Source organism: Anatilimnocola aggregata (assembly GCF_007747655.1).
Classification (GTDB): domain Bacteria; phylum Planctomycetota; class Planctomycetia; order Pirellulales; family Pirellulaceae; genus Anatilimnocola; species Anatilimnocola aggregata.
Map to the genome: position 1 here is coordinate 3,645,881 of NZ_CP036274.1, position 22,531 is coordinate 3,668,411.

At 57.1% G+C, this 22,531-nt stretch carries 15 protein-coding genes; 11 read left to right on the forward strand and 4 right to left on the reverse strand.

All coding sequences use genetic code 11. From position 1 onward, the window contains the following. Window positions 1-4 precede the first annotated feature (4 nt). From ETAA8_RS13930 to ETAA8_RS13940, 3 genes are all read right to left on the reverse strand, one after another. Entirely contained in the window at window positions 5-637 is a 633-nt protein-coding gene (locus ETAA8_RS13930; protein WP_145089056.1) for an ankyrin repeat domain-containing protein, read from the reverse strand. Window positions 638-697: 60 nt separating this feature from the next. Then, window positions 698-985 carry an ankyrin repeat domain-containing protein gene (locus ETAA8_RS13935; RefSeq protein WP_145089059.1) on the reverse strand — a complete coding sequence of 96 codons (288 nt, stop codon included), beginning with the start codon at window positions 983-985 and terminating at the stop codon, window positions 698-700. A 366-nt stretch (window positions 986-1,351) separates the two neighbouring features. Then, window positions 1,352-3,067, reverse strand: coding sequence for an ABC transporter permease subunit (locus ETAA8_RS13940; RefSeq protein WP_238397757.1), 1,716 nt, complete (start codon window positions 3,065-3,067; stop codon window positions 1,352-1,354). Window positions 3,068-3,497: 430 nt separating this feature from the next. Here ETAA8_RS13940 and ETAA8_RS13945 point away from each other — a divergent pair, with 430 nt between their 5' ends. The 6 genes from ETAA8_RS13945 to ETAA8_RS13970 all read left to right on the forward strand — a co-directional run bounded on the left by ETAA8_RS13945 (window position 3,498) and on the right by ETAA8_RS13970 (window position 10,180). Then, complete coding sequence (locus ETAA8_RS13945; protein WP_145089065.1) at window positions 3,498-4,046, forward strand: RNA polymerase sigma factor; 549 nt, start codon at window positions 3,498-3,500, stop codon at window positions 4,044-4,046. 13 nt (window positions 4,047-4,059) lie between these two features. Further along, window positions 4,060-4,653 (forward strand): hypothetical protein, encoded by a 594-nt coding sequence (locus ETAA8_RS13950; RefSeq protein WP_145089068.1) that lies wholly within the window; start codon window positions 4,060-4,062, stop codon window positions 4,651-4,653. Between the two features lie 3 nt (window positions 4,654-4,656). After that, complete coding sequence (locus ETAA8_RS13955; protein ID WP_145089071.1) at window positions 4,657-5,391, forward strand: hypothetical protein; 735 nt, start codon at window positions 4,657-4,659, stop codon at window positions 5,389-5,391. An 82-nt stretch (window positions 5,392-5,473) separates the two neighbouring features. Next, window positions 5,474-8,179, forward strand: a complete 2,706-nt coding sequence (locus ETAA8_RS13960) for a DUF1549 and DUF1553 domain-containing protein (protein ID WP_238397758.1) — start codon at window positions 5,474-5,476, stop codon at window positions 8,177-8,179. A gap of 77 nt (window positions 8,180-8,256) precedes the next feature. Next, the gene (locus ETAA8_RS13965; RefSeq protein WP_145089078.1) at window positions 8,257-9,558 is read left to right on the forward strand and encodes a DUF1501 domain-containing protein; all 1,302 of its coding nucleotides are present in this window, start codon (window positions 8,257-8,259) and stop codon (window positions 9,556-9,558) included. Window positions 9,559-9,685: 127 nt separating this feature from the next. Then, window positions 9,686-10,180: a hypothetical protein gene (locus ETAA8_RS13970; protein WP_145089081.1), complete on the forward strand. Its 495-nt coding sequence runs from the start codon at window positions 9,686-9,688 to the stop codon at window positions 10,178-10,180. 89 nt (window positions 10,181-10,269) lie between these two features. Here ETAA8_RS13970 and ETAA8_RS13975 read toward each other — a convergent pair whose 3' ends face one another. Further along, the gene (locus ETAA8_RS13975) at window positions 10,270-11,985 is read right to left on the reverse strand and encodes a hypothetical protein (protein WP_145089084.1); all 1,716 of its coding nucleotides are present in this window, start codon (window positions 11,983-11,985) and stop codon (window positions 10,270-10,272) included. A gap of 682 nt (window positions 11,986-12,667) precedes the next feature. Between ETAA8_RS13975 and ETAA8_RS13980 the strand changes: the two genes are divergently transcribed. The 5 genes from ETAA8_RS13980 to ETAA8_RS14000 all read left to right on the forward strand — a co-directional run bounded on the left by ETAA8_RS13980 (window position 12,668) and on the right by ETAA8_RS14000 (window position 22,521). After that, window positions 12,668-13,777 carry a hypothetical protein gene (locus tag ETAA8_RS13980; RefSeq protein WP_145089087.1) on the forward strand — a complete coding sequence of 370 codons (1,110 nt, stop codon included), beginning with the start codon at window positions 12,668-12,670 and terminating at the stop codon, window positions 13,775-13,777. A gap of 183 nt (window positions 13,778-13,960) precedes the next feature. Then, window positions 13,961-16,582 (forward strand): c-type cytochrome, encoded by a 2,622-nt coding sequence (locus tag ETAA8_RS13985; protein WP_145089090.1) that lies wholly within the window; start codon window positions 13,961-13,963, stop codon window positions 16,580-16,582. Window positions 16,583-16,770: 188 nt separating this feature from the next. Then, window positions 16,771-17,250, forward strand: coding sequence for a four-helix bundle copper-binding protein (locus ETAA8_RS13990; RefSeq protein ID WP_145089092.1), 480 nt, complete (start codon window positions 16,771-16,773; stop codon window positions 17,248-17,250). Window positions 17,251-17,349: 99 nt separating this feature from the next. Next, a complete protein-coding gene (locus ETAA8_RS13995; RefSeq protein WP_145089095.1) occupies window positions 17,350-18,894 on the forward strand; it encodes a hypothetical protein in 1,545 nt (514 codons plus the stop codon). A gap of 147 nt (window positions 18,895-19,041) precedes the next feature. Further along, window positions 19,042-22,521 (forward strand): DUF1553 domain-containing protein, encoded by a 3,480-nt coding sequence (locus tag ETAA8_RS14000; RefSeq protein WP_145089098.1) that lies wholly within the window; start codon window positions 19,042-19,044, stop codon window positions 22,519-22,521. Window positions 22,522-22,531: the final 10 nt, after the last annotated feature.

Sequence of the window (22,531 nt, forward strand, 5' to 3'; positions counted from 1 at the left end):
TTTGTTAGGGTGGGGTACCGACCTGACCAACTGGTTTCTTTTCTTGCGCTTCCCGGCGCATGCGCTCGGCGATTTCGGCGTCCATGTTGCGTCGGTATTCCCCGCTGGCATCGATCCATGATTTCCAGCGAGCAATATCGGCCCGAGCTTCCTCGACGGACTCGCCGTGATCGATTAGCCACTGCACGACCTTTTCATAGTCAGCCTTTTGCTCGGGTGTCCAAATCTTGCTGCGGTGCTCCTCTCCAATTACAACATGAATTAACCGTGCGTTGCTCTTTGGCTGATAAACTTTGTGGTCCGCGCCTGCGTCGAGTAGCATAAGAGCAATGTCGTATCTACCGCCGCTTAAGGCATCCATCGTTGGAGTAGCCCAGCTTCCGCTCATGTGGTCGAGATTGGCCCCCTTTTCTATCAAGAATTTGATCTTCTCTTTTTTGTTCCCCCTACCTCGCGCGATTACAGCAAACAGAGGCGTATGGCCTGAAAAAATACGATCCGTCCTAACAAGGTTGGGATCGCCGCCGTGTTCGAACACTGCTTCGAAATACCCATCAAAGGTAGTCCTGCACGCCATATGCGTTACGGAATCTCCAGGACGAAACTGACCGCGCGAATTGAAGTCCCCTTGAATCACTACATTGGGATCGGCCCCGTGTTCGAGCAGACGAGTAAACCTCTTGAGCCTGTTATCGGGTTATGCCCAGAATAAGGGCGTCATATTATCTTTCCCCCTGGCGTTCACGTCAGCGCCCGCCGCCACCAAGCGATCGATCTCCGCAATGTCGTCCGCTTCGATCGCCTGACAGAGCTTGATCACCTGCGGATCGGCAAAGTAGTCCGCCGCCTTCCAGCCACACAACTGATGCACGGTTGGACGGATGGCTATCCGCGAAGTAGCGCAGGCAAGCACGATGATCAAGCAGGCTGCGGAGAACGTGATGTAAAGCAATGCGCCTCGGCGCTCATTACTCAAAATAGTCATAACGTCACCACAGAACTGCTATTCACTCGCACACGCCGTCTGCGTTAAGAAGCCCATACAGCCAGCCAGCAAGTAGGTCAGGCAGGTACTCCTGCCTGACGAACCGGGCGTCATACAGGCTCAGGACCCGTGTGTATAGAATTGTAGCGGTGCCTTCGCTTCTTTGCCCGCCTCTGCTCAGAGACGTCTGTTGTACGTCTTCAATGTTAAACGCTTCCACCGTCAGGCAGGAGTACCTGCCTGACCTACTTGCTGGAAGATCCGATCGTTATGTGCGAGGTCCGACGGTCGTGACAGAACCAGCTGAACGAATAAGACTGGAAGAACACGGGTGAGTACACCTGTGCCAACCACCGGTCAAGGCAGCTACTCTTCATTCCCGCCGCGGCTGCGGCCGAGGGCGACGTCGAAGCCCGAGAGAGCGGGGACGAGCATGGCGGCGACGGCAAAGCCGTAGGCGGCAGAGGTGACGAGGAAGACGTCGGACCAGTGACCGATCAGAAAACTGGTGACCGCAAAGAAGGTGGCTAAGGGCAAAACCATCGAAGCCACGCCAATGGCACCGGACGGATTGCGAATCCCCAGCGAAACGAAAATGCCGACGCCGCCGCCGACAATGAAGGCCAGGAACGGCGCGTACTGCACTTGAAACGAACCGCTGAACGAAATCATCAGCAGCATCAGCGTGACGACACCGAGACACAGGAAAAAGACGTTGCCGAGGCTCACGCCAATCGCCTGGCGCGAGTTGGCATAATTCAAGCCGCAATGCAGTCCGAGTGTGATCACGAAGACGTTCATTACCGACAGCCCGAGCATTAAGAAGATCAGATTTGCCAGCGTCATGCCGCCGATGGCAAACGTGAAGACGCCCAGCAAGAGAGGCAAGACGATCATTTCCTTGGCAACATAAGCGACCCCTAACAGCTTGCCAAATATGAACTCTTTCGGCGTCAGATCGGTGACGAGTAGCAGGTCGAGAGCGCCGCCATCGCGCTCGTTGGTGATCGATGTTACGGCCAAGGCATTTACAATCACCAGGCTCACCACCAGCACCGGCGCGAGTGTGCGAGCAGCTTGCGGCACGATGGATGTTTGACCACCGGCGACCACGGGCCCCGGTCGCGCCGTGAACCACAGCCCGGCCACGGCGAGCAGAAACAGCAGGATGTAAGCCAGGCGGACAATTAGTACTTTGCGGCCATAGGCCCAGGTACACATCTCTCGCCAGAGGACCGGGTTGTCCCAGACGCGGCGACTCGTTTGATTCACGTTGCGCACGCGGGCATCAACGTGCCCGGCCCGTGCTCGTTCTTCACGATCGGCAGATTTCGCCCCCGGTTCGGTTGCCGGCTCGGCATTTTCGTTGCGGGGCATCGCATCGCGACCGGTGTTCCAGGCGCGCAGGTTGAAGATGGAGATCGCGTTTAAGATTGCCGACAGGACGAAGGCCACGACCACGAACAGCAGTTCTTTGGGGAGTGGACTCGATTGCATAAGCGTTGAATTCTGTAGTGTGCTCCAGGTAGCCCGAAACGGACTGCAAGCCATCGCGAGTTCTTTGACCGGCACGCCAGCAATCAGTTCGTTTCCCGCGAACATGGCAGCTGCTTCCCACAGGCTGACCCACAACGTCAGCACGATGGCGGTCATCGTTAGTGCTTGAAAGGTCTTCTCCCGCCAAAGCGCGAAGAGCGTTCCCAGGCTGCCGGCGGCGAGCATCGCGGCCAAGGCGATGGCGTAGATGGTGAGGACTTGCTGCCAGGAAACGCCACCGAAGAGTGTGATCAGCCCAACGACCGGCAGCGAGGCCAGCAGCATCGAACAGACCGGCAACAAACTGGCGACGAGTTTGCCGAGGACCACTTCGTGATCGGACAAGCGAGTGAGTAGCAGCAGAACAATAGTCCGGCGATCTTTTTCCTGGGCAATACTGCTGACGCAGGCGAGCGCGGCGAGAAACGACATCACCGCCAATTGCAGCGGCGAAACCACTTGCAGCAAGATGGCACCAAAGCGGGCCATGTCTCCCGTGTTGCGAACTTCCTGCGTTCCCACCACGATGAACCAGGCGGTCGACATTAAAACCGCCAGCGCCGTCGGGTATAGCACCCTGGCAACATAGTGCTGCCAGCGCCGCGGGGTGATTGCCAGCTCGCGCGAAAAGATGGGGCCTAGGAGCACAACGGTCCGTTTCGTGAGGAGTTGGGTTGAATCACTCAGCCAATGATTGGAGTTCCGGGAGCCAGAGATTATAACGGACAGCGAGCCACTGTCGTGTGAAGAACCTGCGATAGTGCAGGGGTCGGGAGTCTTTGGCGAGTGCAGACTTCAAGATGAGCGGGGTCTCAATTCGCCAAAGACTCCCGACCCCGTGCATCGCCGATCATCCATGCTGTCAAGCAAAGATCCCGCCCAGTATTTTTTGCGATTGCCACGCAATAAACTCTGAACCCCACGCGTCTTACCTACGAAGCGTCCTCCGGCGCGGAGATGCCGCAGGAGCGAGCCGTTGTCCGAGAAACCGCCCTCCCCCCTTGCGACTGAATTGGTCGCTGCGCTGTATGTCCAGCACAGCGAAGAGCTTAGGTGTTTTTTGGTGGGTCTGTTGCGCGATTCGCAACTGGCTGCCGATGTGCTCCAGGCGACGTTCGTCAAAATGGTGCAGCGAGGTGGTGAGACCCAGGAAGAATCGCGCAAGGCGTGGCTCTTTCGGGTGGCTTATCACGAGGCGATGGCAATTCGGCGGCGCGATGCGGTGGGCGATAGAATCGTCAAACGAATCGCGGAGTCGGATAGCAACGGCCGGTCGATGCCTGACGATCTGCTGGTCCGCCATGAGGCGGTCGAGCGAGTTCGGCAGGCCTTGGAGTTGTTGCCGCCCGACCAGCGGCAGGTTGTGCGGATGAGGATTTACGATGAAAAAACGTTCGCCGTGATTGCGGACGAGTTGAACATACCCCTGGGGACGGCCCTGGGACGAATGCGGTCGGCCCTGATTAAATTGCGAGCACGCTTGGGCAACACATTCGACGACGAAAGCCATTTGAACGGAACCTGAAAGCAGGTAAGCCATGCCAAACCAACCCAATATCGAGCCCCAAGATGAGCTTGCCTGGCTCGCCTTTCGCTACGTTGCTGGCGAATTGACTGCGGCCGAGACCGAGCAGTTCGAACTGCAGTTGGCCGTCGATCAACGGGCTCGCGAGACGCTGGCTCAGACGGTGGAACTCTATCACGCGGTGGCTGCTGCTGAATCACTTCCCACCATTGCCGCTTGCGAACCGGCTCGTCGTCAGACGACAAGTCGGACGCAGCAGGTCGCTTGGATCTCGGCCGGCGTTTCCGCTGCCACTCTGTTGTTGATGGCTGGTTGGAGCGCGGGCTGGTTCTTTGGGCCGTCATCGGTTCCGTCGGCCAATATCAATGTGGCTCATGTTTCGCCGGAGTTGGCTGCCGCTTGGAACGAATTGCGGGCCGAAGCAACGGTTGGTGATGACGAACTCAGCGACGACGAACTGGCTTCGCTGCCTGAAGACGAGCTCAGCATCTCGACCGAAGCTCCTTCTTGGATGACTGCTGCGGTGCTGGGCATCGCCGGTCATGATCCTGCCCTGCCTGTTGCCACTCCGCTTGATGCAGCCGAATCTCGGCCGCAGGAGAATTAGTACATGTTTGGTTCGCGCCTGATGTTGATTTTGCTCGGGGTGGTTTGCTGGTTGAATGCCGGCAATTCTGCTGACGCGCAAAGGCCCGGCGCCAAGCCGATGCCGAAGCCCGGTCAAGCGCGGCTCGTCACCATCACTCCCGAGCGGGAAGCAACGGTTACGGATTTCGTGACGCGCAATCATCCCGAATTGGCTCAGCTGTTGTCGCACCTCAAGGCCAATCAGCCCAAGGAATATGAGCGGGCTTTGCGCGACTTGTTCCGCGTGACGGAAAAGTTGGCGATGGTCCACGAGCGCGATAGCCGGCAGTACGACTTGGAACTGAAAGCCTGGCAGGCCCAGTCGCGGGCTCAGTTGCTGGTTGCCCGGATGAAAATGGGTGATGCTGCCTCAAGCGAAAACGAAGATCTGAAGGAGCAACTGCGCGAGATCTTGGCCGAGCAATGGCAAGCCCGCCTCGATGTACTGCGATTGGAACGCGAGCGAGTCACGGGACGTCTCGGCAAGTTAGAAGAAGACATCAGTAAACTGGAGCGAGATCGCGATGCTGTGATCGAACAGCATTTGAAGTCGCTGACGAGTAGTGGTGCGAATTCTGGTAAAGCAAAAGGTAAGCCTCTCGATAAGCGTCCCAGTGAACGGGTGGCTAGCGAGAAGTTAAGTGGCGAGAAGGCAAGTGGCGAGAAGCCGTCACCGGCAACTTCCGTCAAGCAACCCGTCAAACAGCGGCCCGAATAACGACCCAACCCGGCGCTTTGAGTGCCGCAAACATACCCCCCTCAATATTATGTCCTACCTGTGGAAGATTGGAGATTCCGTCATGCGAATCGGTTTCGTCAGGCTGCTTGCTTGCACGCCGCTCGCCTGGGCCATGTTGGCCCTGTCTGCCCCTGCGGCCGACGAGGTTCAGAAGCCCATTTACGAGCGTTTTGAACAAGCAGAAGGGGACGAAGTCCCCAGCTTTCAACGCCACGTCAGCCCGCTGTTTGGCCGGCTCGGCTGCAATGGCCGCTCGTGCCACGGCTCGTTCCAAGGGCGCGGCGAGTTCCGTCTTTCGCTCTTCGGTTACGACTTCAAAGCCGATCACGAAGCACTCCTCGATGCCAAGCGTCCCCGCGTGGATGTCAAGAACATTGACGAAAGCTTGATTCTGGCGAAGCCCACCGATGCCGACATGCACGAAGGTGGCGAGCGCTACAAAAAGGGAAGCTGGCAGCACCACGTTCTTCGTCGCTGGGTTGCCGCTGGAGCCAACTACAGCGAGAAGGAAGTCCAAAAGCTCGTTACGTTGGAGGTCACCCCGCAGGAACTGCTGCTGACCAAGCCCGGTCAAACCGTACAAATGAAAGCCGTCGCCGTGTGGCCGGACGGTTCGAAGGAAGACGTGACTCCGCTCTGCCGCTTTCAAAGCAACAGCGAGCAGGTGGCCAAGATTTCGGAAAATGGTCTCGTCACCGCAACTGATACCGGCGATACGCACATCGTCATTTCGTACGACAACGCGGTGATCGCGATTCCAGTCATCCGCCCCGTCACGGAACTCTCGGGCAAGGCGTATCCCAAGGTTTCAGCCCCCACGGCCATCGATAAGCTGGTCGTCCAAAAGCTGCAAAAGCTCGGTGTTGTTCCTTCGGGCCTGAGCAACGATGCGGAATTCCTCCGTCGCGTTTCGCTCGACCTGACCGGCACTCTGCCGAGTGCCCAGGAAGTAGAAGAATTCCTCGCCGATAAGTCGCCCAATAAGCGAAGCGAGAAAGTTGAAAAACTGCTTGAGTCGCCAGCCTATGCAGCCTGGTGGACGACCAAACTGTGCGACTTCACCGGCAATAACGATTCGCAACTGAACAACGTCTCGCCGGTCCGCACTACCTCTCCAGGTCAGGAGTGGTACGACTGGATCTACAAGCGGGTCAGCGAGAACAAGCCTTATGACGAAATCGCTGCAGGAATTGTCCTCGGTCAAAGCCGAAACCCCGGCCAGGACTACAAGGAATATTGCGAAGAGCTGAGCGAAATGTATCGCGAAGGGAAGGCTTCCTTCGCTGATCGTTCGTCGATGCCCTACTACTGGGCTCGTAATAACTATCGCCAGCCTGAAGAGCGGGCGATTGGCATTGCCTACACCTTCCTCGGCATGCGGATTCAATGTGCCCAGTGCCACAAGCATCCGTTCGATCAATGGTCGAAGGATGACTTCGATGCCTTCAAGGCCTTCTTCGCTCGCGTCCAGTTCAATCAGGCTGGTGCCCGCGATAAAGAATCGCTGGCGCAATACAACGAGATCATTGCTGCTTCGGGGCTCAACAAAGAACTCAAGGGAAATGACCTCCGTCGCTTGCTGCCAGACGCGTTGAAAGAAGGAAAGACCATTCCCTTCGGCGAAGTCTACTTGATCAAGCCAACAGCTGCCCCGGCTCGCAAGAACGACAAGGGGAACGCCAACAATAAGAATCGCGCTCCGATGCCGGTGGCCAAGGCCCGCGTCCTCGGCGGCGAAACGATGGATCTCAACAGCGTGGAAGATGCTCGCCAGCCATTGATGGATTGGATGCGCAGCCCGAACAATCCTTACTTTGCGAAGGCGTTCGTGAATCGCGTTTGGGCCAGCTACTTCAACGTCGGTATCGTTGAGCCACCAGATGATCTAAGCCTGGCCAATCCGCCGAGCAACCGCGGACTGCTCGACTACCTCGCCAAGGGCTTCATCGAACACAAGTTCGATATGAAGTGGCTCCACCGCGAGATTCTCGCCAGCGACACCTATCAACGATCGTGGCAGCCTAACGAAACCAACAGCAAGGACGAACGTAACTTCGCTCGCGCTGTGCCTCGTCGCCTGCCGGCTGAAGTTGCCTACGACGCGATCACCATCGCCACGTCTTCGGACGCGAAAGCAGCTGGAGCCCGGACGGAAATCAAGGGTCGAGCCATTTCGATCGCCACTTCGAGTGCTCGCGTGCAAGGCAATCAGGCTGGCAATGCCACGTTTGGTTTGCAAGTCTTCGGCCGATCGACTCGCGAAAGCAATTGCGATTGCGATCGTTCCATGGACGCCAGTTTGTTGCAAACGGTCTATCTGCAGAACGATACCAGTGTGCTTTCGGCGCTGGAAGGTGGTCGCGATACCTGGATCGACCAGATCAAGCAGAAGCCCACCAGACTGAAGGATGGGACTGACCCCGAAAAGGTCGACCTCAGCAAGGAGTTGCCGCGGATGAAGGCTCGCCTCGACCGCGCCAAGAAAGAGAAGAACAAGGAACAAATTACCCGGCTCGAAGCTCGCATTGCAGAGTTGGAATCCGCTGCGAAGACCAAGGACGAAGTCAAAAAGCAGCCCGAAGGACTCAGCCTCGAACCAATCACGTTGATTCGGCAGGCTTACCTCCGCACGCTCAGCCGTCAACCGACGGATGACGAAATCAGCCGTTGCCAAGAGTTCCTGGCATCCTCCTCGTCGCCCCTCGAAGGAGCACGCGGGCTGCTGTGGACTCTGATTAACACGAAGGAGTTCATCGTCAACCACTAATTGCCGACTGACTCCCTAACCAAATTTTATTCGTTCAATAAAAGCAAATCCTCACGTTCGAAAAAAGGAATTCTCTCATGGCTCTGTCCTTTACCTGTGATGGTGTGAAGCGTCGCGACTTCCTGCGGGCTGGTGCCCTCGGCGTTGGTCTAAGTCTCTCTGGATACCTTCGCTTGTCGGCTGCGGGCGAGTTGAAGAAGGCCAAGGCAACTAACGCCATCTTCATCAACCTGACCGGTGGTCCTTCGCACATGGACACCTTCGATCTCAAGCCGGACGCTCCGGCCGAGAATCGCGGCACGTTCAATCCAATCAAGACCTGCGTGCCTGGTGTTGAGATTTCGGAACACCTGCCAAAGCTGGCCGCCCAAGCGGACAAATTCTGCGTGCTCCGCGGTGTCTCTCACACCTTGGGTGCCCACGCTCTGGGAACAGAGTATGTGAATACCGGGAACCGTCCGATTCAATCGCTCGAGTATCCTGGCTACGGCGCTGTCGTGACCAAGGAAAAGGGAGGTCCCAAGGACTTGCCTCCGTTCGTCGCCATTCCCAACAGCAATCAACGGACCGGATTCTTGGGCGTGCAGTACGCACCGCTCAATACCACTGGTTCGCCAAAGTCGGGCCAATCTTATGGCGTCCGCGGCATCTCGCTGGGGAACGGCCTGACGGTAGAAGAAGTCGAACGTCGTCAGAACCTGCTGCAAGGCCTCGACAAGACGTTCGCTAATGTCGAATCGAACAGTCAACTGCTGACCGGGCTTGATCGCTTCTCGGAGCAAGCCCACTCCATCATCACTTCGCGCCGCGCTCGCGACGCCTTCGATGTGAGCAAGGAATCGCCGAAGTTCGCCGAACCCTTCGGCACCGAAACCTTCGGTATGAACTGCTTGCTCGCTTCGCGCTTGGTCGAGTCGGGCGTCCGGTTCGTCACGATGACCCTCGGTGGTTGGGATACCCACACCAACAACTTCACCAACCTCCGGACCAAGTTGCTCCCGCAACTCGATACTGGTGTCGCTGCCCTCCTCAATGGTTTGCAGCAGAAGGGTTTGCTCGAGACTACCGCGGTCTTCATCACCGGCGAATTCGGCCGCACGCCAAAGATCAACAGCCGCGCTGCGGAAGGTGGTCGCGACCACTATCCTCGCTGCATGTTCATGTTGCTCGCAGGTGGCGGCGTGAAGGGTGGCCAGGTTATCGGCGAAAGCGATAAGACCGCCTCCGGACCGAAGAACGATGCCATCACACCTGACGATGTGGCTGCGACCTTCTACCACACGCTCGGTATCGATCACACCCATGAATATCACACCAACACCGGCCGGCCGATCATGATCGTCCGCGACGGCAAGATCATCACCCAAGCTTTGAGCTAACCGCTAACCTCAACAATTCGTCGTAGCGAGCATGGATGCCCACGAGTTTCGTGGGCATCGTTTTGCGCAACTAGATTTTCAATTTTCGCCACTTTTCGTTCCCCTCTCGTGATTCGGAGTTCGCCGCATGAAATCGTTCTATTCGAAGTGTCTCGTCGCCCTCGCCGTGTTCGCTTGCGTCGCCCTTGCTCTGCGTGCTGACGCGCAAAACGATGGCAAGAAGGCAAAGAAGATGCCGGATCCCACCGCTGCCATGGCTAAGAAGCTGGAAGCTGCGGAACTGACTGCCGACCAAAAGGCCAAGTATGAAATCGTCGCCAAGGAGCATGCTCCCCGGTTGAAAGCCGCGCAAGACAAGGTCAACGGACTGCTGACAGCGGACCAAGTCAAAGCCAAGCAAGAAGCGATGAAGGCTGCCAAAGCTGCCGGCAAGAAGGGGAAGGAAGCAGCGGATGCGGTTAACGAAGCGCTCAAGCTGACCGACGACCAAAAGAAGACCATGGTCGACGCCGACAAGGAACTGCGCGAAGCTCAAGCCGCGTTCAATACGGCTGTCGCCGCCATTCTGACCGACGCGCAAAAGACCACCACGAAGATCGGGGCCGGCAAAAAGAAGAAGTAATTGTTTGCAATTACCTCGCACGAACAAAACCTCAGAGCCAGGTCGCCCCGTGCGGACTGGCTCTGAGTATTTCTTGCCGCATGCAGCACTTATCCCATTTCATCGGGATGCAATTGGAATTGCTCATTGAACTGCGTTAGCCAATTCCACAAGTGCTCTGGCAACTTCATTTTCAGTAGGCTGACTGCAATTCCCGCCACGACGACGGCAAGTCCCACCAGCAGATAAGGTAGGCCTGCGGCCAGCCACGACTCGGCCAGCATCTTTCCCGCTGGCCAGAGGTAGAGCAGGCAACTCACCATCCCTGTAAGGCCAAAAGCGAAGAGTTGACTCACCTGCCGGTCAAGCAGCCAGAGTCGGAACGAAACCAGTAACAGGAAGCATAGATAGACGGTGAACTGCAGCAGGGGAGTGCGCGTGAAGCACCACGGATAAGCCAAGGCCGCAACACACGCGAGCGTGGGAATCGCCGATACGGCAAAATTCCGCAGCAGCGCGGCCAACTGATCGCGAAAGACCGACAGCAAAGCGAGGATCACCAGCACGGGCGCATGCATGAGCCAGAAACGATCCGGATCAGCAGGAAACTTCGCAATGTCGGTGAGCCACAGATAGCAGCCTCCCAGCAAAGCGGCCACCAAGGCTCGATAGCTGCTTTGTTGCCGCATCGCATTAGCCATAAAAGCCGCAGCCACCAGCGCAATTCCGCTCGGGTTTGCATCTGTCAGCGTTTGCCAATCGAGCGTGTGTTTTCCCGTCATGCAGGCGAGTATGGCTGTAGAAGTGAGAGCTACTTCACTCGCGAGATTCCAAGGGCCACTGGCCGTTCGCCAATATGCCCAAGCTTGAAACGCCAGCACACTCCACACGGCCAATTGGGGTGGCGAGCCCAGTGTGTTCGTCACCCTCGCCAAAAACGCTGCTTCCGCGCTGCTACTCCCGGGTCCCCAGTAGCCGAGTAGGATGGCAGCTGCAGGGAGCAATAGGCCACCTGCGAGGAAGTATCGTCGGTGATGAACCAATCCCGCTTCAAGCAGAATCAGGCTCCAGACGAGTAGCAGAGGAATGAGCAGGTAAGGATGAAACGAATTCCCTTCTCCCTTGGTTGGGTCGAACGAAATGGTCAGCCACCAGGCCCGCAGTCCCAGGCCCACGGTCAGATACACAAATAGCGACCACGGATAAAACGGCCACTGCCAGGTGGCCGCACATGGAACAGGAACGGCGGTGCGACTCCGTGCGGCAGGAATGAGCGCCAGCAGCGGCAGCGAAGCAGCCAGCGCGAAACTGCCGATGACCCAACTGCGGGCCTCGTAACAGCGATAGTCACTGAGCCACGCGAGCGCGATCGGATAGCTAAACAGGAGGCAGAGGGAAAGATAGAACGCCCAGCGATAGGGTGCCGGCAACTGCAGCCTGAGAATCCGCAGCAGGAATTCGCTCAGTCCCAAGCAGAACGCGAGTCCGCATAACAGCAGCGCGGTTCCGCGCGAGGGAGACTCGAGTACATGCACATCGAGGCTGGTCGAGAGCATGTAAAAGAGGAGCACAACGACGAGCAAAATTGTACGCACATCGTCCCAGAGTTGTCCCCAGCGCACGATGACGACACCAATGAGCACGAGTAACACCGTGTAGCCGGCCAGCAAGCTGGTTAACAAACCCGAGGTGGCCAGCAGCGGTTCTTGGCCCAGGCTTTGTTGCAGCCCGAGCAGGATTAAGAATGTTCCGATCAAGTAAAACGGATTTTGCGTATAAAGCAGGCGAACGAAACGAGTCAATGAGAACGAAGAGGATTCGCTCATCGCGGCCTCCGAAAAAATAAAGCTGTGGAATGAAAAGAAGAGATCAGCTTCAGCGTCCGATAAGAGACGTCAGTCATCACCCACAGGCGGGACAACGAGCTTGGACCACAGCCAGACCGGGAATCGCGAGATTCGATGGTTGAATCACGCGTGATAAATAAAAATGAAAACGACGACACTAGCAGTGGATCGAACTTCGTCAGCCGAGCGAGGTGAATACCTGCGTCTCGAGCGTTACTGCATCGGCACCTCCCCTCGGTAGATGAGATATGGGGAAAGCGACCACACGTTTGTTGTAGTTCTCGGGGCGGCGATTCTCAAGCGCGCACGCTGCGACAGCGTGCGGTTTGTCCCAATTTCCGAATGCGGTGGCAAATCGATCAGCTCTGATTGCTCGAATCCAGCCCATCACTCACGACTTGTGAAAATAGGTAGTTCACGTCTTCTGCTCCCTGGTCGATTTCAAACCGGCCCGGTTTAGCCCGGAACAAGTGACTTGCCCGCACTGGTCGCGTAGTAACCAATCCTGTGGATTTACGAGGAAAAACGACACTTTTGGCGAGAGTTGCGGCAGTCGGCATTGATGTTGCAAAAGTGTTGAATCATCACTGCCAAGTGATTGATACCCGGAGGAAGGGCAGTGTGTACTCCTTCGCAGACTCTCCATAAGGATCGGCCGGTTATGAATACGCCAAAAGCATTGAGTCGGAATACTCGTCGCACCTCGTCATCCCTGAGCCATTCGCGTCGTCTATTTCCGGAAGGTTTGGAAAACCGGCAGGTTCTCGCCGCGGATATGGGGCCGTTTCTCGCTACTGAAAGCGTTCAGCAAGTCGAACCCGAGTCGCCTGAGGACACGTCGTACCTTATCTCTTGCGACTTTGGCACCACGACCTTTGAAGAGAGTGGAGAACAGCCAGTCGCCGCGAATCAAAGTGCGATGACTGCGACCAGTGCCGGTGAAGACGTAGGTGGCGATTTGAATTCTGATCTCGCTGCGGACCTGCATCTCAATCTGGCGAGCGATCACACTTCGTTAGAGACAAGCGTCGGTGCTGACGTGGCTAGTGCTACCGATGCTGATGTCGCGGCGACCGTGGATGCCGACGCTGATACCGTTCTCGAAGATTTGACCGGTTCGCTTGGCTCTAGCACCGATCTCAGTATCTCCGCTGATGTTGATGCCAGTGCCAGTGCGGACTTGAATGATTCGACGAATGTAGACAACAGTCTTGAGGCGGACATCAAAGCGAACGTGGACGCGAATCTTGACGAGGTGATCGATGGCTTGGATATCGATGGACTCGGTTTGGGAACCGACTTGGATATCGATACTGCCATCACCGCCAACCTGCTGTTGGACTCGGCCCTCAACAGTTCCAGCAACCTGGGCGTCAGTTCGCTGCTGAATAGCGACAACAACTTGAATGGCTCCATTGGTGGTTCCGCCGCCCTCAATCTAACAGGCGATGCGAACTTCGACGACTTGGCCACGTTCAACGGCGTCAGTGCCGCCAATCTGACGGTGGACGATGCAGCGAATCTCGCCCTGAACAACTCGCTCCAGTTCAGCTTGGCCAATCAAGCTGCCGATGATTTCTTTGCCAGCCTGGCTGGTCAGAATCAGCTTAACGTGAATGCCAATCTGAACACCGAGGCTAGTTTGTTTGCAAACCTAAGCAGCCAGAACAACAGCCAGGATTCGTTCGGTAACCTGGGCCTCAACAGCAATATCAACGCTGGCGTACGCAGCGTCAGCCAATCTCGCCTGGGCAGCCTGCCGTTTGCCTAGCGCGTACTCCTCACTTTCGACGATCCCCGTGGGCCCCGGTTGATACCGGGGCCTTTTGCTTTTGCGCGCGGGCTCCGGGAATTCACCGTCAGGGGAGAGAAAAATCTCACGCGGAAAGCTATCGTAGGAAGTTGATCGGTTGAAATTCGTTCAGCTCGCACCTTTCCCTTGCCAGAGGTTCTTATGCGTTTTGCCGGAAGTCATTGGTTCTTGTTCGCCGCATTGGCCGCTGTAATTGCCATCGGACTTGGCGAAGGGCACGGGCAAGACGCGGGAAAGAAAAAAGGAAAGCAGGCTCAGCCCAAGCGAGCCGATAAAGCGCCGGACAAGAATGCCCATCTCCCCGAGCCGCCTGCAACTCCGGTCGCTCAGTTGAAGGTTGCCAAAGGCTTTCAGGTGGAGTTGCTTTACAGCGTGCCGAAAACGGAGGAAGGTTCGTGGGTCAATCTGTGCGTCGATCCGAAAGGGCGGCTGATCGCGTCCGATCAAAACGGCGGTCTCTACCGAATCACCGTCCCCGAGATTGGCAGCAAAGACGCCACGAAGATCGAGAAGATCCCGGTCGATATTGGCGAAGCTCAAGGCCTGCTATGGGCCTTCGACAGTTTATATGTCGTCGTGAACACAGCGGGAAAATACCCGAGTGGTGTCTACCGTGTGACCGACACCGACAACAACGACATGCTCGATAAAGTCGAGACACTCCGCACGCTGGAGGGGCGCGGCGAACATGGTCCGCATGCCGTGCTGTTGACGCCGGATAAGCAGAACCTGTATATCGTTTGCGGCAATGGTACGAAGCAGACCCAATTCAATCGCTCGCGCGTGCCGCAGCTTTGGGGCGAAGATCACCTGCTGCCACGAATGCCCGATGGTCGTGGCTTCATGCGCGACGTGCTCGGTCCGGGTGGTTGCATCTACAAGATTGACCCAGCAGGAAAAGAGTGGGAACTCGTTTCGACCGGCTACCGCAACGAGTTCGACGCAGCCATCAATCGCGAAGGAGAACTCTTCACCTACGACGCCGATATGGAGTGGGACTTCAACACTCCCTGGTATCGCCCGACTCGCGTGTGCCATGCGACCAGCGGCAGCGAATGGGGCTGGCGCAACGGAGCGGGGAAATGGCCGACCTACTATGCCGATACGTTGCCACCCGTGGTCGACGTTGGCCCCGGCTCGCCGACTGGAATTGTCTTTGGTTACGGCGCGAAGTTTCCTGCCCGCTATCAAGAGGCTCTGTTCATTTGCGATTGGAGCTACGGCAAGCTCTACGCAGTCCATTTTGAGCCGCAAGGATCTTCCTACACCGCCAAGTTGGAAGAGTTCGTCACTGGTACTCCCCTGCCCCTCACCGATCTAGTCGTTCGTCCCCAGGATGGCGCAATGTACTTCGCCATCGGCGGACGTAAGACCAAATCGGGCCTGTACCGTGTGACTTACACCGGCAGCGAATCAACCGAGCCCAGCAAGCTGGATCAAACCGTCGGCAAGCAGGATCGTGAACTCCGCCGCGAACTGGAGTCACTTCATTTGCAAAAAGATCCGCGCGTAATCGACAAGGCCTGGCCTCATTTGGCTAGTACGGATCGCTTTATCCGCTTTGCCGCACGAGTGGCCATTGAACACCAGGATGTGAAGCAGTGGCAGGACAAAGCACTTGCCGAAAAAGATCCGCAAGGTGCGATCACCGCGCTGCTCGCTCTCGTGCGCGCTGCGGGGACAGACCCGTTTCATCGAAAGGCTGATTTGCCCGTTGCCGATTCTACTTTGCTCGGCAAAATTGTTACCTCGCTCGAAAAAATCGATTGGCAGTCGCTCGACGGCCAACAGCGCAATGAACTGCTGCGGGTATATGCGGTTGCTTTCAATCGCTTGGGTCCGCCCAGCGATGACCTCAAGGCCCGGACAATCGCCCGCTTCGATCCTGCTTATCCAGCGGCCACGCGCGAGCAAAATGCGGAACTCGCGAATCTGCTCGTCTATCTGCAGGCTCCGTCGGCCGCCGAAAAAACGGTCCTTTTGCTAGCAACCGCGCCGACCCAGGAAGAGCAGATTGAATATGCCCGCGCCTTGCGAATGCTGCGTGCTGGCTGGACTCCGGATCTGCGTGAATCGTACTTCAAGTGGTTTCACAAAGCGGCTGGTTACAAGGGAGGAATGAGCTTCGTCTTGTTTGTAGAGAACATCAAGAAGGATGCGCTCACCACTCTTTCCGACGCCGAAAAAGATCAACTCAAACCCCTCTTGGATGCTCAACCCATTCAATCAGCCGGTCCGGTTGCTCCTCCGCGACCGTTTGTGAAGGAATGGAAACTCGACGAGTTGACGCAATTGGCCGATGCAAAATTGACGGGCCGCAATTTCGACCAGGGGCGCAAGATGTTCGCTGCAGCGAATTGCTTTGGCTGCCATCGCTTTGGCAATGAAGGTGGCTCCGTGGGCCCCGATCTTTCTGGCGCTGCGGGGCGCTTCAGCCGTCGCGATCTGCTGGAAAACATCGTCGACCCTAGCAAGGTCATCAGCGATCAGTACGCTGCGGTGCGAATTCTCACGGCCGATGGCCGAATCGTGATTGGGCGCGTCGTAAATCTGGCGGGCGATAACATCAAGATCAACACCAACATGCTTGATCCGACCGCAGTGGTGGATGTCGATCATCGCCTGGTAGAAGAAATCTCGCCGTCGCCGAATTCCATGATGCCCAATGGACTAATGAACACGCTTAGCGAGGAAGAAGCTCTGGATCTGGTCGCTTACCTGCTCTCGCGTGGCGATCGGTCGAGTCCTATGTTCGCCAAGTAAGCAGAAGTGGCGGCTTCCGCCAATATAGAGTCTTGTCTTGACACCGCTGCTGAATACAATTCGCGCGCCACGAGTCTCCGTCAATGGACCGTGGCATGTTGGAGAGGATAGTAGTCGGAACAGTGCGGGGGTGTTGTTCGACTTCTCATGATCTTTCGGTTCCGTTCCTTTTTTCAAGGATGCCTACCATGATCGGACGAAGAGAATTCACCGTAGCCAGTTTAACAGCGGCTGCCTTAGCGGCGATGCAGAACTCGGGAAGTGCGCAAGCTCCGGCGACCAAGCCCGGCCCCAGCGCGGAGAACAATCACGCGCACGCCGACATGAACGATGCCTGTGCCAAGGCTTGTTCCGATTGTCAACGCGAGTGTGATAGCTGTGCGGCTCATTGCGCTCGGCAACTGGAGGCCGGCAAGAAAGATCACGCCAAGACGCTGGCGTTTTGCCACGACTGCGCTGCGTTTTGCGCCACGGCAGCTTCGATCGTGGCCCGCAGTGGTCCTCTTGCCGCACTCATCTGCAAAGCGTGTGTCGATGCCTGTGCGATGTGCGCCAAGGAATGTGAAAAGTTCGCCGACGATAAGCACATGAAGGAATGCGCCGCCGAGTGCCGTAAGTGCGAGAAGGCGTGTAAGGACATGGTTGCGCATGCTGGGCACGCGCATTAGACTCCTAAGGAAGCATTTGGATTTGGTTGCAGCCTCGATGATGCGGAAGTAGATTCAGAAAAATTTGGCCTGACTACTGTGGTGCATTTAGAGGGGCTGATGAATCGATTGACTTCCTGCGTTAGCGTTGCTTGGCTAGCGCTTACCATTTCGTCGCTGGCCGCGGAACCGGGGCGGAAATTCCCGGTGCCAGAAGCCGCCGCACAGCAGGCCGCTGTGGCGCAAGTCGCCGAAGTCTACAAACCGGACTATGAGCTGGCGAAGTCTCCCGCCCAGAAGATTGAACTCGCGAAGAAACTACTGCTCGAAGCTACCGCGACCAAAGACGATCTGGTCGCGCGCTTTGTCCTGTTCCGCGTGGCGCGGGACATCGCCGCGCAGCAGGGCGACTTGACAACGGCTTTTGATGCTATCGAGCGCATCGACGTCGAATACGACTCCAACGTGTTACCGCAGAAGATGGCTGCTGCCGCTACAGCCGCCAAGGCGCTTAATACCGAAAAAGAGAAGCGGGAAGTTGCCGCGTTGCTTTACCCGCTGGTCGATGAAGCCCGCATGGCGGATCGCTATGAGCCGGCCAAAGCCTTGGCCGAGTTAGCCCTGAATTGTGCCAAGGAAGGGAGGGATCCCGAACTTGCGCGGCACCTGGCAGCCAAGGCAACTGAGATTGAGGAAGCAGCCGCGGAATTTCCGACCATCCAGGCAGCGGAGAAAGTCTTGCTCGACAAGCCGTCCGATCCTGAGGCGAATGCCGCCGTCGGGAAGTTCGCTTGCTTTTGGAAAGGGGATTGGGAGCGCGGTGTGCCGATGCTAGCGCTGGGGAACGATGGATTGTCGAACGCCGCGGCACTTCTTGAACTGGCGGAGAGACCTGATCCACTCAAAGTGGGCGATGCCTGGTGGAAGGTTGCCGAGGCGGTCGAAGGAAGCCGGCGGTCGCGGGTGCAAACTCATGCGGCCGAATTCTACCGCCAGGCCCTCCCGGCTTTGAGTGGTTTGACGAAAACCCGCGTGGACCGCCTGCTGGCATCGCTTCCGGCAACGACGAACTATTCGCCGACTCCCGCGGGAGCAAGGGATCGAACTCCATCCATCGAAGGAATCTGGCGAGAATCGGCCAACGTGGTTTACTCGATCAGCCAGACAGGCAATCGTTTCCAAGGGACAACGATCTATCGCCACCCTACGGCTGGCCAGATTCGCGCGGTGGTGGAGGGAAACATTGCGCTAGATGGCAAGATCACGGCGAGTTTGCGGCATGTCCAGGCTCCCCGCGATTGGCAGTCGCAGAAGAGATCCGCCGCCCTATCGGCAGATGGCAAAACCATTCAGGGGCGAGCGATCTTAGAGAGTGGGAAGTCCGAAGCCTTTGAATGGAAGTTGCAAGACACGGAAGCGGCATTTATCGGCATGAAACGAAAGTCACTGAACTTCAGTAAACGGGTGTTCCAGATTGCCAGCGGAGGAGTCGTTATCGGTGCAGTAAGTGAGACGCAGAGTTGGAAAATGGTCGGGCAGCAATTGGTGATCTCGTGGGGACCCGGCGACACCGAGACGTTAACGTTGTCGGCGGACCAAAAGACGGCGAGAGCTGTGGTCGTCTTTAAGAATGGGAAGAAAGAAACAACGGCGTGGCAGAAATAGTGCCTGAATTCGTGATTTTTCCCCAGGTCAGTTCATAGCATCGTCGTTCCGCTGGCAGTTATAATGCAGACCGCTGCAGCGACTGAGTTAAAGTCTGCTACGGCCCCTTCCGCTCGCTCCCTCCCCGCACTTCGAGGCTCTGCTCCGATGCTTCGCAGCTGGCTGATTGCGTATCCACTCTTCGTCTGCTTCGCCCTCTCAGCGGCAATCATGGCCGCCGAGCCGTCGAAGCAAATCGACTTCAATCGCGACATCAAGCCGATCTTGTCGAATAAATGCTACTTTTGCCACGGCCCCGACGAGGCTGAGCGAAAAGGGGGCATCGATGGCCTGCGGCTCGATACGTTCGAAGGAGCCAAAGCAGACCTCGGCAGCGGTCACGCGGCTGTTGTCCCCGGCCAGCCTGAAAAGAGTGAATTGATCAAGCGAGTCACCTCGCGCGAGGCGGATCAAGTGATGCCGCCCCCGGGCATTGGCAAGAATCTGACGCCTCGCGAGATTGAGCTTCTGCGAGAGTGGATTCGCCAAGGCGCTCCTTTCGCCCAGCACTGGTCGTATGTCAAACCAACATTTCCGCAGCTTCCCGCGATCAAAAACAAGGCTTGGCCAAAGAACGAAATCGATCACTTCCTGCTCGCACGGCTGGAGCGCGAAGGGCTGCAGCCGCAAGACGAGGCCGATCGCTATACGCTCATTCGCCGCCTCTCACTTGATCTCACTGGTTTGCCTCCCACGCTCGCGGAAGTCGATGCTTTTGTAAGTGATTCGGATCCCCAGGCCTATGAGAAACTCGTTGACCGCCTGTTGCAGAAAGAGGCTTACGGCGAGCATTGGGCGCATCAGTGGCTTGACCTGGCCCGCTATGCAGACTCCGCTGGCTATGCCGACGATCCAGCGCGGACCATCTGGTCCTACCGCGATTATGTGATTCGCTCGTTCAATACGAACAAGCCCTTCGATCAATTTACGATCGAACAGATTGCGGGCGATTTGCTACCGAACCCAACTGATGAACAGCTGACTGCGACGGCCTTCCATCGCAACACGCTAACGAATAACGAGGGTGGCACGAACGACGAGGAGTTCCGTAACGTCGCAGTCGTCGATCGCGTGAATACCACGATGGCGGTTTGGATGGGAACGACCATCGCCTGCGCTCAGTGCCACACGCACAAGTACGATCCGCTCTCGCAGAAGGAGTTCTTCGGACTGTTTGCCATTTTTAACAATACCGAAGATGCCGATCGCAAAGATGAATCGCCATTGTTGTCCCGCTTCTCGCCAATGCAATTGGAACAGAAGACCCAATGGGAAAGCGAACTTGCCGCCCTGGCAAAAACCCTGCAAACAACCACCCCAGAATTGGCCGCTGCTCAAGCAAAATGGGAAGCAACCATTCCGCGCGCGGTGGAATGGACATCGCTGGTGCCAGCCAAGTTTCAATCGCAGACGGGCCTGCCTGGAGTCATCGCAAATGATGGCGTCGTCCGCGTGGCAACGGCTGCTGACAACGACGACTACACGCTAGAAATTCCGCTGGCCGCTGGGAGACTCCGCGCCCTGCGACTGGAAGCACTGGCTGACGAACAATTGCCCGGCAAAGGCCCTGGGCATTCTGGCAGCAACTTCGTCATCAGCGAAATCTCTGCCGTCGTTGTGCCGCCCGAGGACAGCTTGCTGCGCGGCCGCTACGTCCGCGTGGAGATTCCCGGCAAGAAGAAAATGCTCTCCCTGGCGGAAGTGCAAGTGTTCTCGGGCTCAAATAACCTGGCACTCGCCGGCGAAGCCACGCAAAGTTCGACCGACTACGATGGCCCGCCGAAGTTGGCCATCGATGGTAACACGAATGGTGATTTTCAAGCCAAGAGTGTTACACATACCGCGGCGTCGAACGATCCTTGGTGGGAAGTCGATCTTAAGGATGCACGCGATGTCGACCGCATCGTGATTTGGAACCGGACCGACGGAAATGCCGGCGGACGGCTCGCTGATTTTCAGGTGACTTTGCTGGACGAGCAGAGAAAGCCCGTTTGGCAGAAAATGGTAGCTAAGGCACCACCGAAGAGCGAAGAGTTTCTTCTCTCCGGCGAGAAGGCACTCGACTTTACTACGGCGTTTGCTACTTACTCTCAGCCCCAATTTGAAGCGGCCAGTTTGATTCGCCCGGATGGCAAGGCCGACCGCAAGCAGAAGGGCTGGGCGATTGGCGGGAGGCCAGGCGAATCGCATTCGGTCACGCTAGTTGCCAAGCAGCCAGCGGAAGTGGGCGCAGGCAGCAAGCTGGTCGTTACCATTCACCAGCAGTCTGTTCACAAGCAGCACACACTCGGCAAATTTCGCTTGAGTGCGACATCGTCCGACCAGGTGCAAATGTGGGCTGAGGCACCCGCCAACGTTTTGGCCGCCCTTCAGCCTGCCGTGGATGAACGAACTCCAGAGCAAAAAGATCTGATCGCCAAGCATTTCCTCAGCATCACGCCCGAGTTGAAGGGGACTCGCGATCGGCAAGCAGCGATCAATAAGTTGATTGCCGATCTCAAGCCCAATACGGTCCCGATCATGAAGGAGATGGCAGGCAAAGGTCGGGTCACACGACTGCAACATCGCGGGAACTATCTGGACCTGGGTGACGAAGTTCAGCCTGGCAGCCCGGCCATCTTTCCGCCGCTCCGCACCGATATTCATCAGCGGCTCGCGCTGGCGCATTGGTTGGTGGACGATAACAATCCACTCACGGGGCGGGTGATCGCCAATCGTTACTGGGAACAGATCTTCGGTATCGGCATTGTCTCTACCAGTGAAGAGTTTGGCTCGCAAGGCGAACAGCCCGCGCATCCTGAGTTGCTTGATTGGTTGGCGACTGACCTCGTCAAGAACAAATGGGATCTCAAGGCCTTCGTCAAAAAGCTGGTGACATCAGCCGCTTATCGGCAATCATCGCGTGTCACGCCCGACCTTCAGCAGCGCGATCCTGATAATCGCTTACTCGCGCGAGGACCACGGTTCCGGTTGTCAGCCGAAATGGTGCGCGATCAAACGCTGGCTGCCTGCGGGCTGCTGAGTACTAAGATGTATGGCCCGCCCGTTAAGCCGATGCAGCCCGCGATGGGTTTGAACGCGGCCTTTGGTAGCGGCATCGATTGGCAGACCAGCGAAGGCCCTGATCGCTATCGCCGGGCGCTGTACACCACCTGGCGTCGGTCGAATCCCTATCCTTCCATGGCGACCTTTGATGCTCCGAATCGTGAAGTCTGCACGGTCCGGCGAGTTCGCACCAATACCCCGTTGCAGGCGCTCGTCACGTTGAATGACCCCGTGTACATCGAAGCTGCTCAGGCTCTCGCGCGGAAAGTTGTTGCCGAGGGCGGAGCTACGCCTGCCGATCGCGCGGCATTTGCTTTTCGCCTCTGCCTGGCCCGCCCTCCTCACGCCGACGAGCGAGAGCGGCTGACGCAACTCTTCACTCGCACCCTTACGAAATTCCAAGCCGATCCCGATGCAGCCCGCCGTTTGGCGACCGAACCGATTGGCCCGCTGCCGAAAGATGCGTCCGCTCCCGAACTGGCTGCTTGGACTGTCGTTGGCAACGTGCTCCTCAACTTGGACGAAACGCTGATGAAGCGATAAGGAACCAACG

Coding starts and splice junctions, on each gene's coding strand:
- ETAA8_RS13935 (WP_145089059.1), bottom strand. CDS start 985: ATGACTATTTTGAGTAATGAGCGCCGAGGCGCATTGCTTTACATCACG.
- ETAA8_RS13970 (WP_145089081.1), top strand. CDS start 9,686: ATGAAATCGTTCTATTCGAAGTGTCTCGTCGCCCTCGCCGTGTTCGCT.
- ETAA8_RS13955 (WP_145089071.1), top strand. CDS start 4,657: ATGTTTGGTTCGCGCCTGATGTTGATTTTGCTCGGGGTGGTTTGCTGG.
- ETAA8_RS13995 (WP_145089095.1), top strand. CDS start 17,350: ATGAATCGATTGACTTCCTGCGTTAGCGTTGCTTGGCTAGCGCTTACC.
- ETAA8_RS13960 (WP_238397758.1), top strand. CDS start 5,474: ATGCGAATCGGTTTCGTCAGGCTGCTTGCTTGCACGCCGCTCGCCTGG.
- ETAA8_RS13965 (WP_145089078.1), top strand. CDS start 8,257: ATGGCTCTGTCCTTTACCTGTGATGGTGTGAAGCGTCGCGACTTCCTG.
- ETAA8_RS13990 (WP_145089092.1), top strand. CDS start 16,771: ATGATCGGACGAAGAGAATTCACCGTAGCCAGTTTAACAGCGGCTGCC.
- ETAA8_RS13980 (WP_145089087.1), top strand. CDS start 12,668: ATGAATACGCCAAAAGCATTGAGTCGGAATACTCGTCGCACCTCGTCA.
- ETAA8_RS13985 (WP_145089090.1), top strand. CDS start 13,961: ATGCGTTTTGCCGGAAGTCATTGGTTCTTGTTCGCCGCATTGGCCGCT.
- ETAA8_RS14000 (WP_145089098.1), top strand. CDS start 19,042: ATGCTTCGCAGCTGGCTGATTGCGTATCCACTCTTCGTCTGCTTCGCC.
- ETAA8_RS13950 (WP_145089068.1), top strand. CDS start 4,060: ATGCCAAACCAACCCAATATCGAGCCCCAAGATGAGCTTGCCTGGCTC.
- ETAA8_RS13975 (WP_145089084.1), bottom strand. CDS start 11,985: ATGAGCGAATCCTCTTCGTTCTCATTGACTCGTTTCGTTCGCCTGCTT.
- ETAA8_RS13940 (WP_238397757.1), bottom strand. CDS start 3,067: ATGTCGACCGCCTGGTTCATCGTGGTGGGAACGCAGGAAGTTCGCAAC.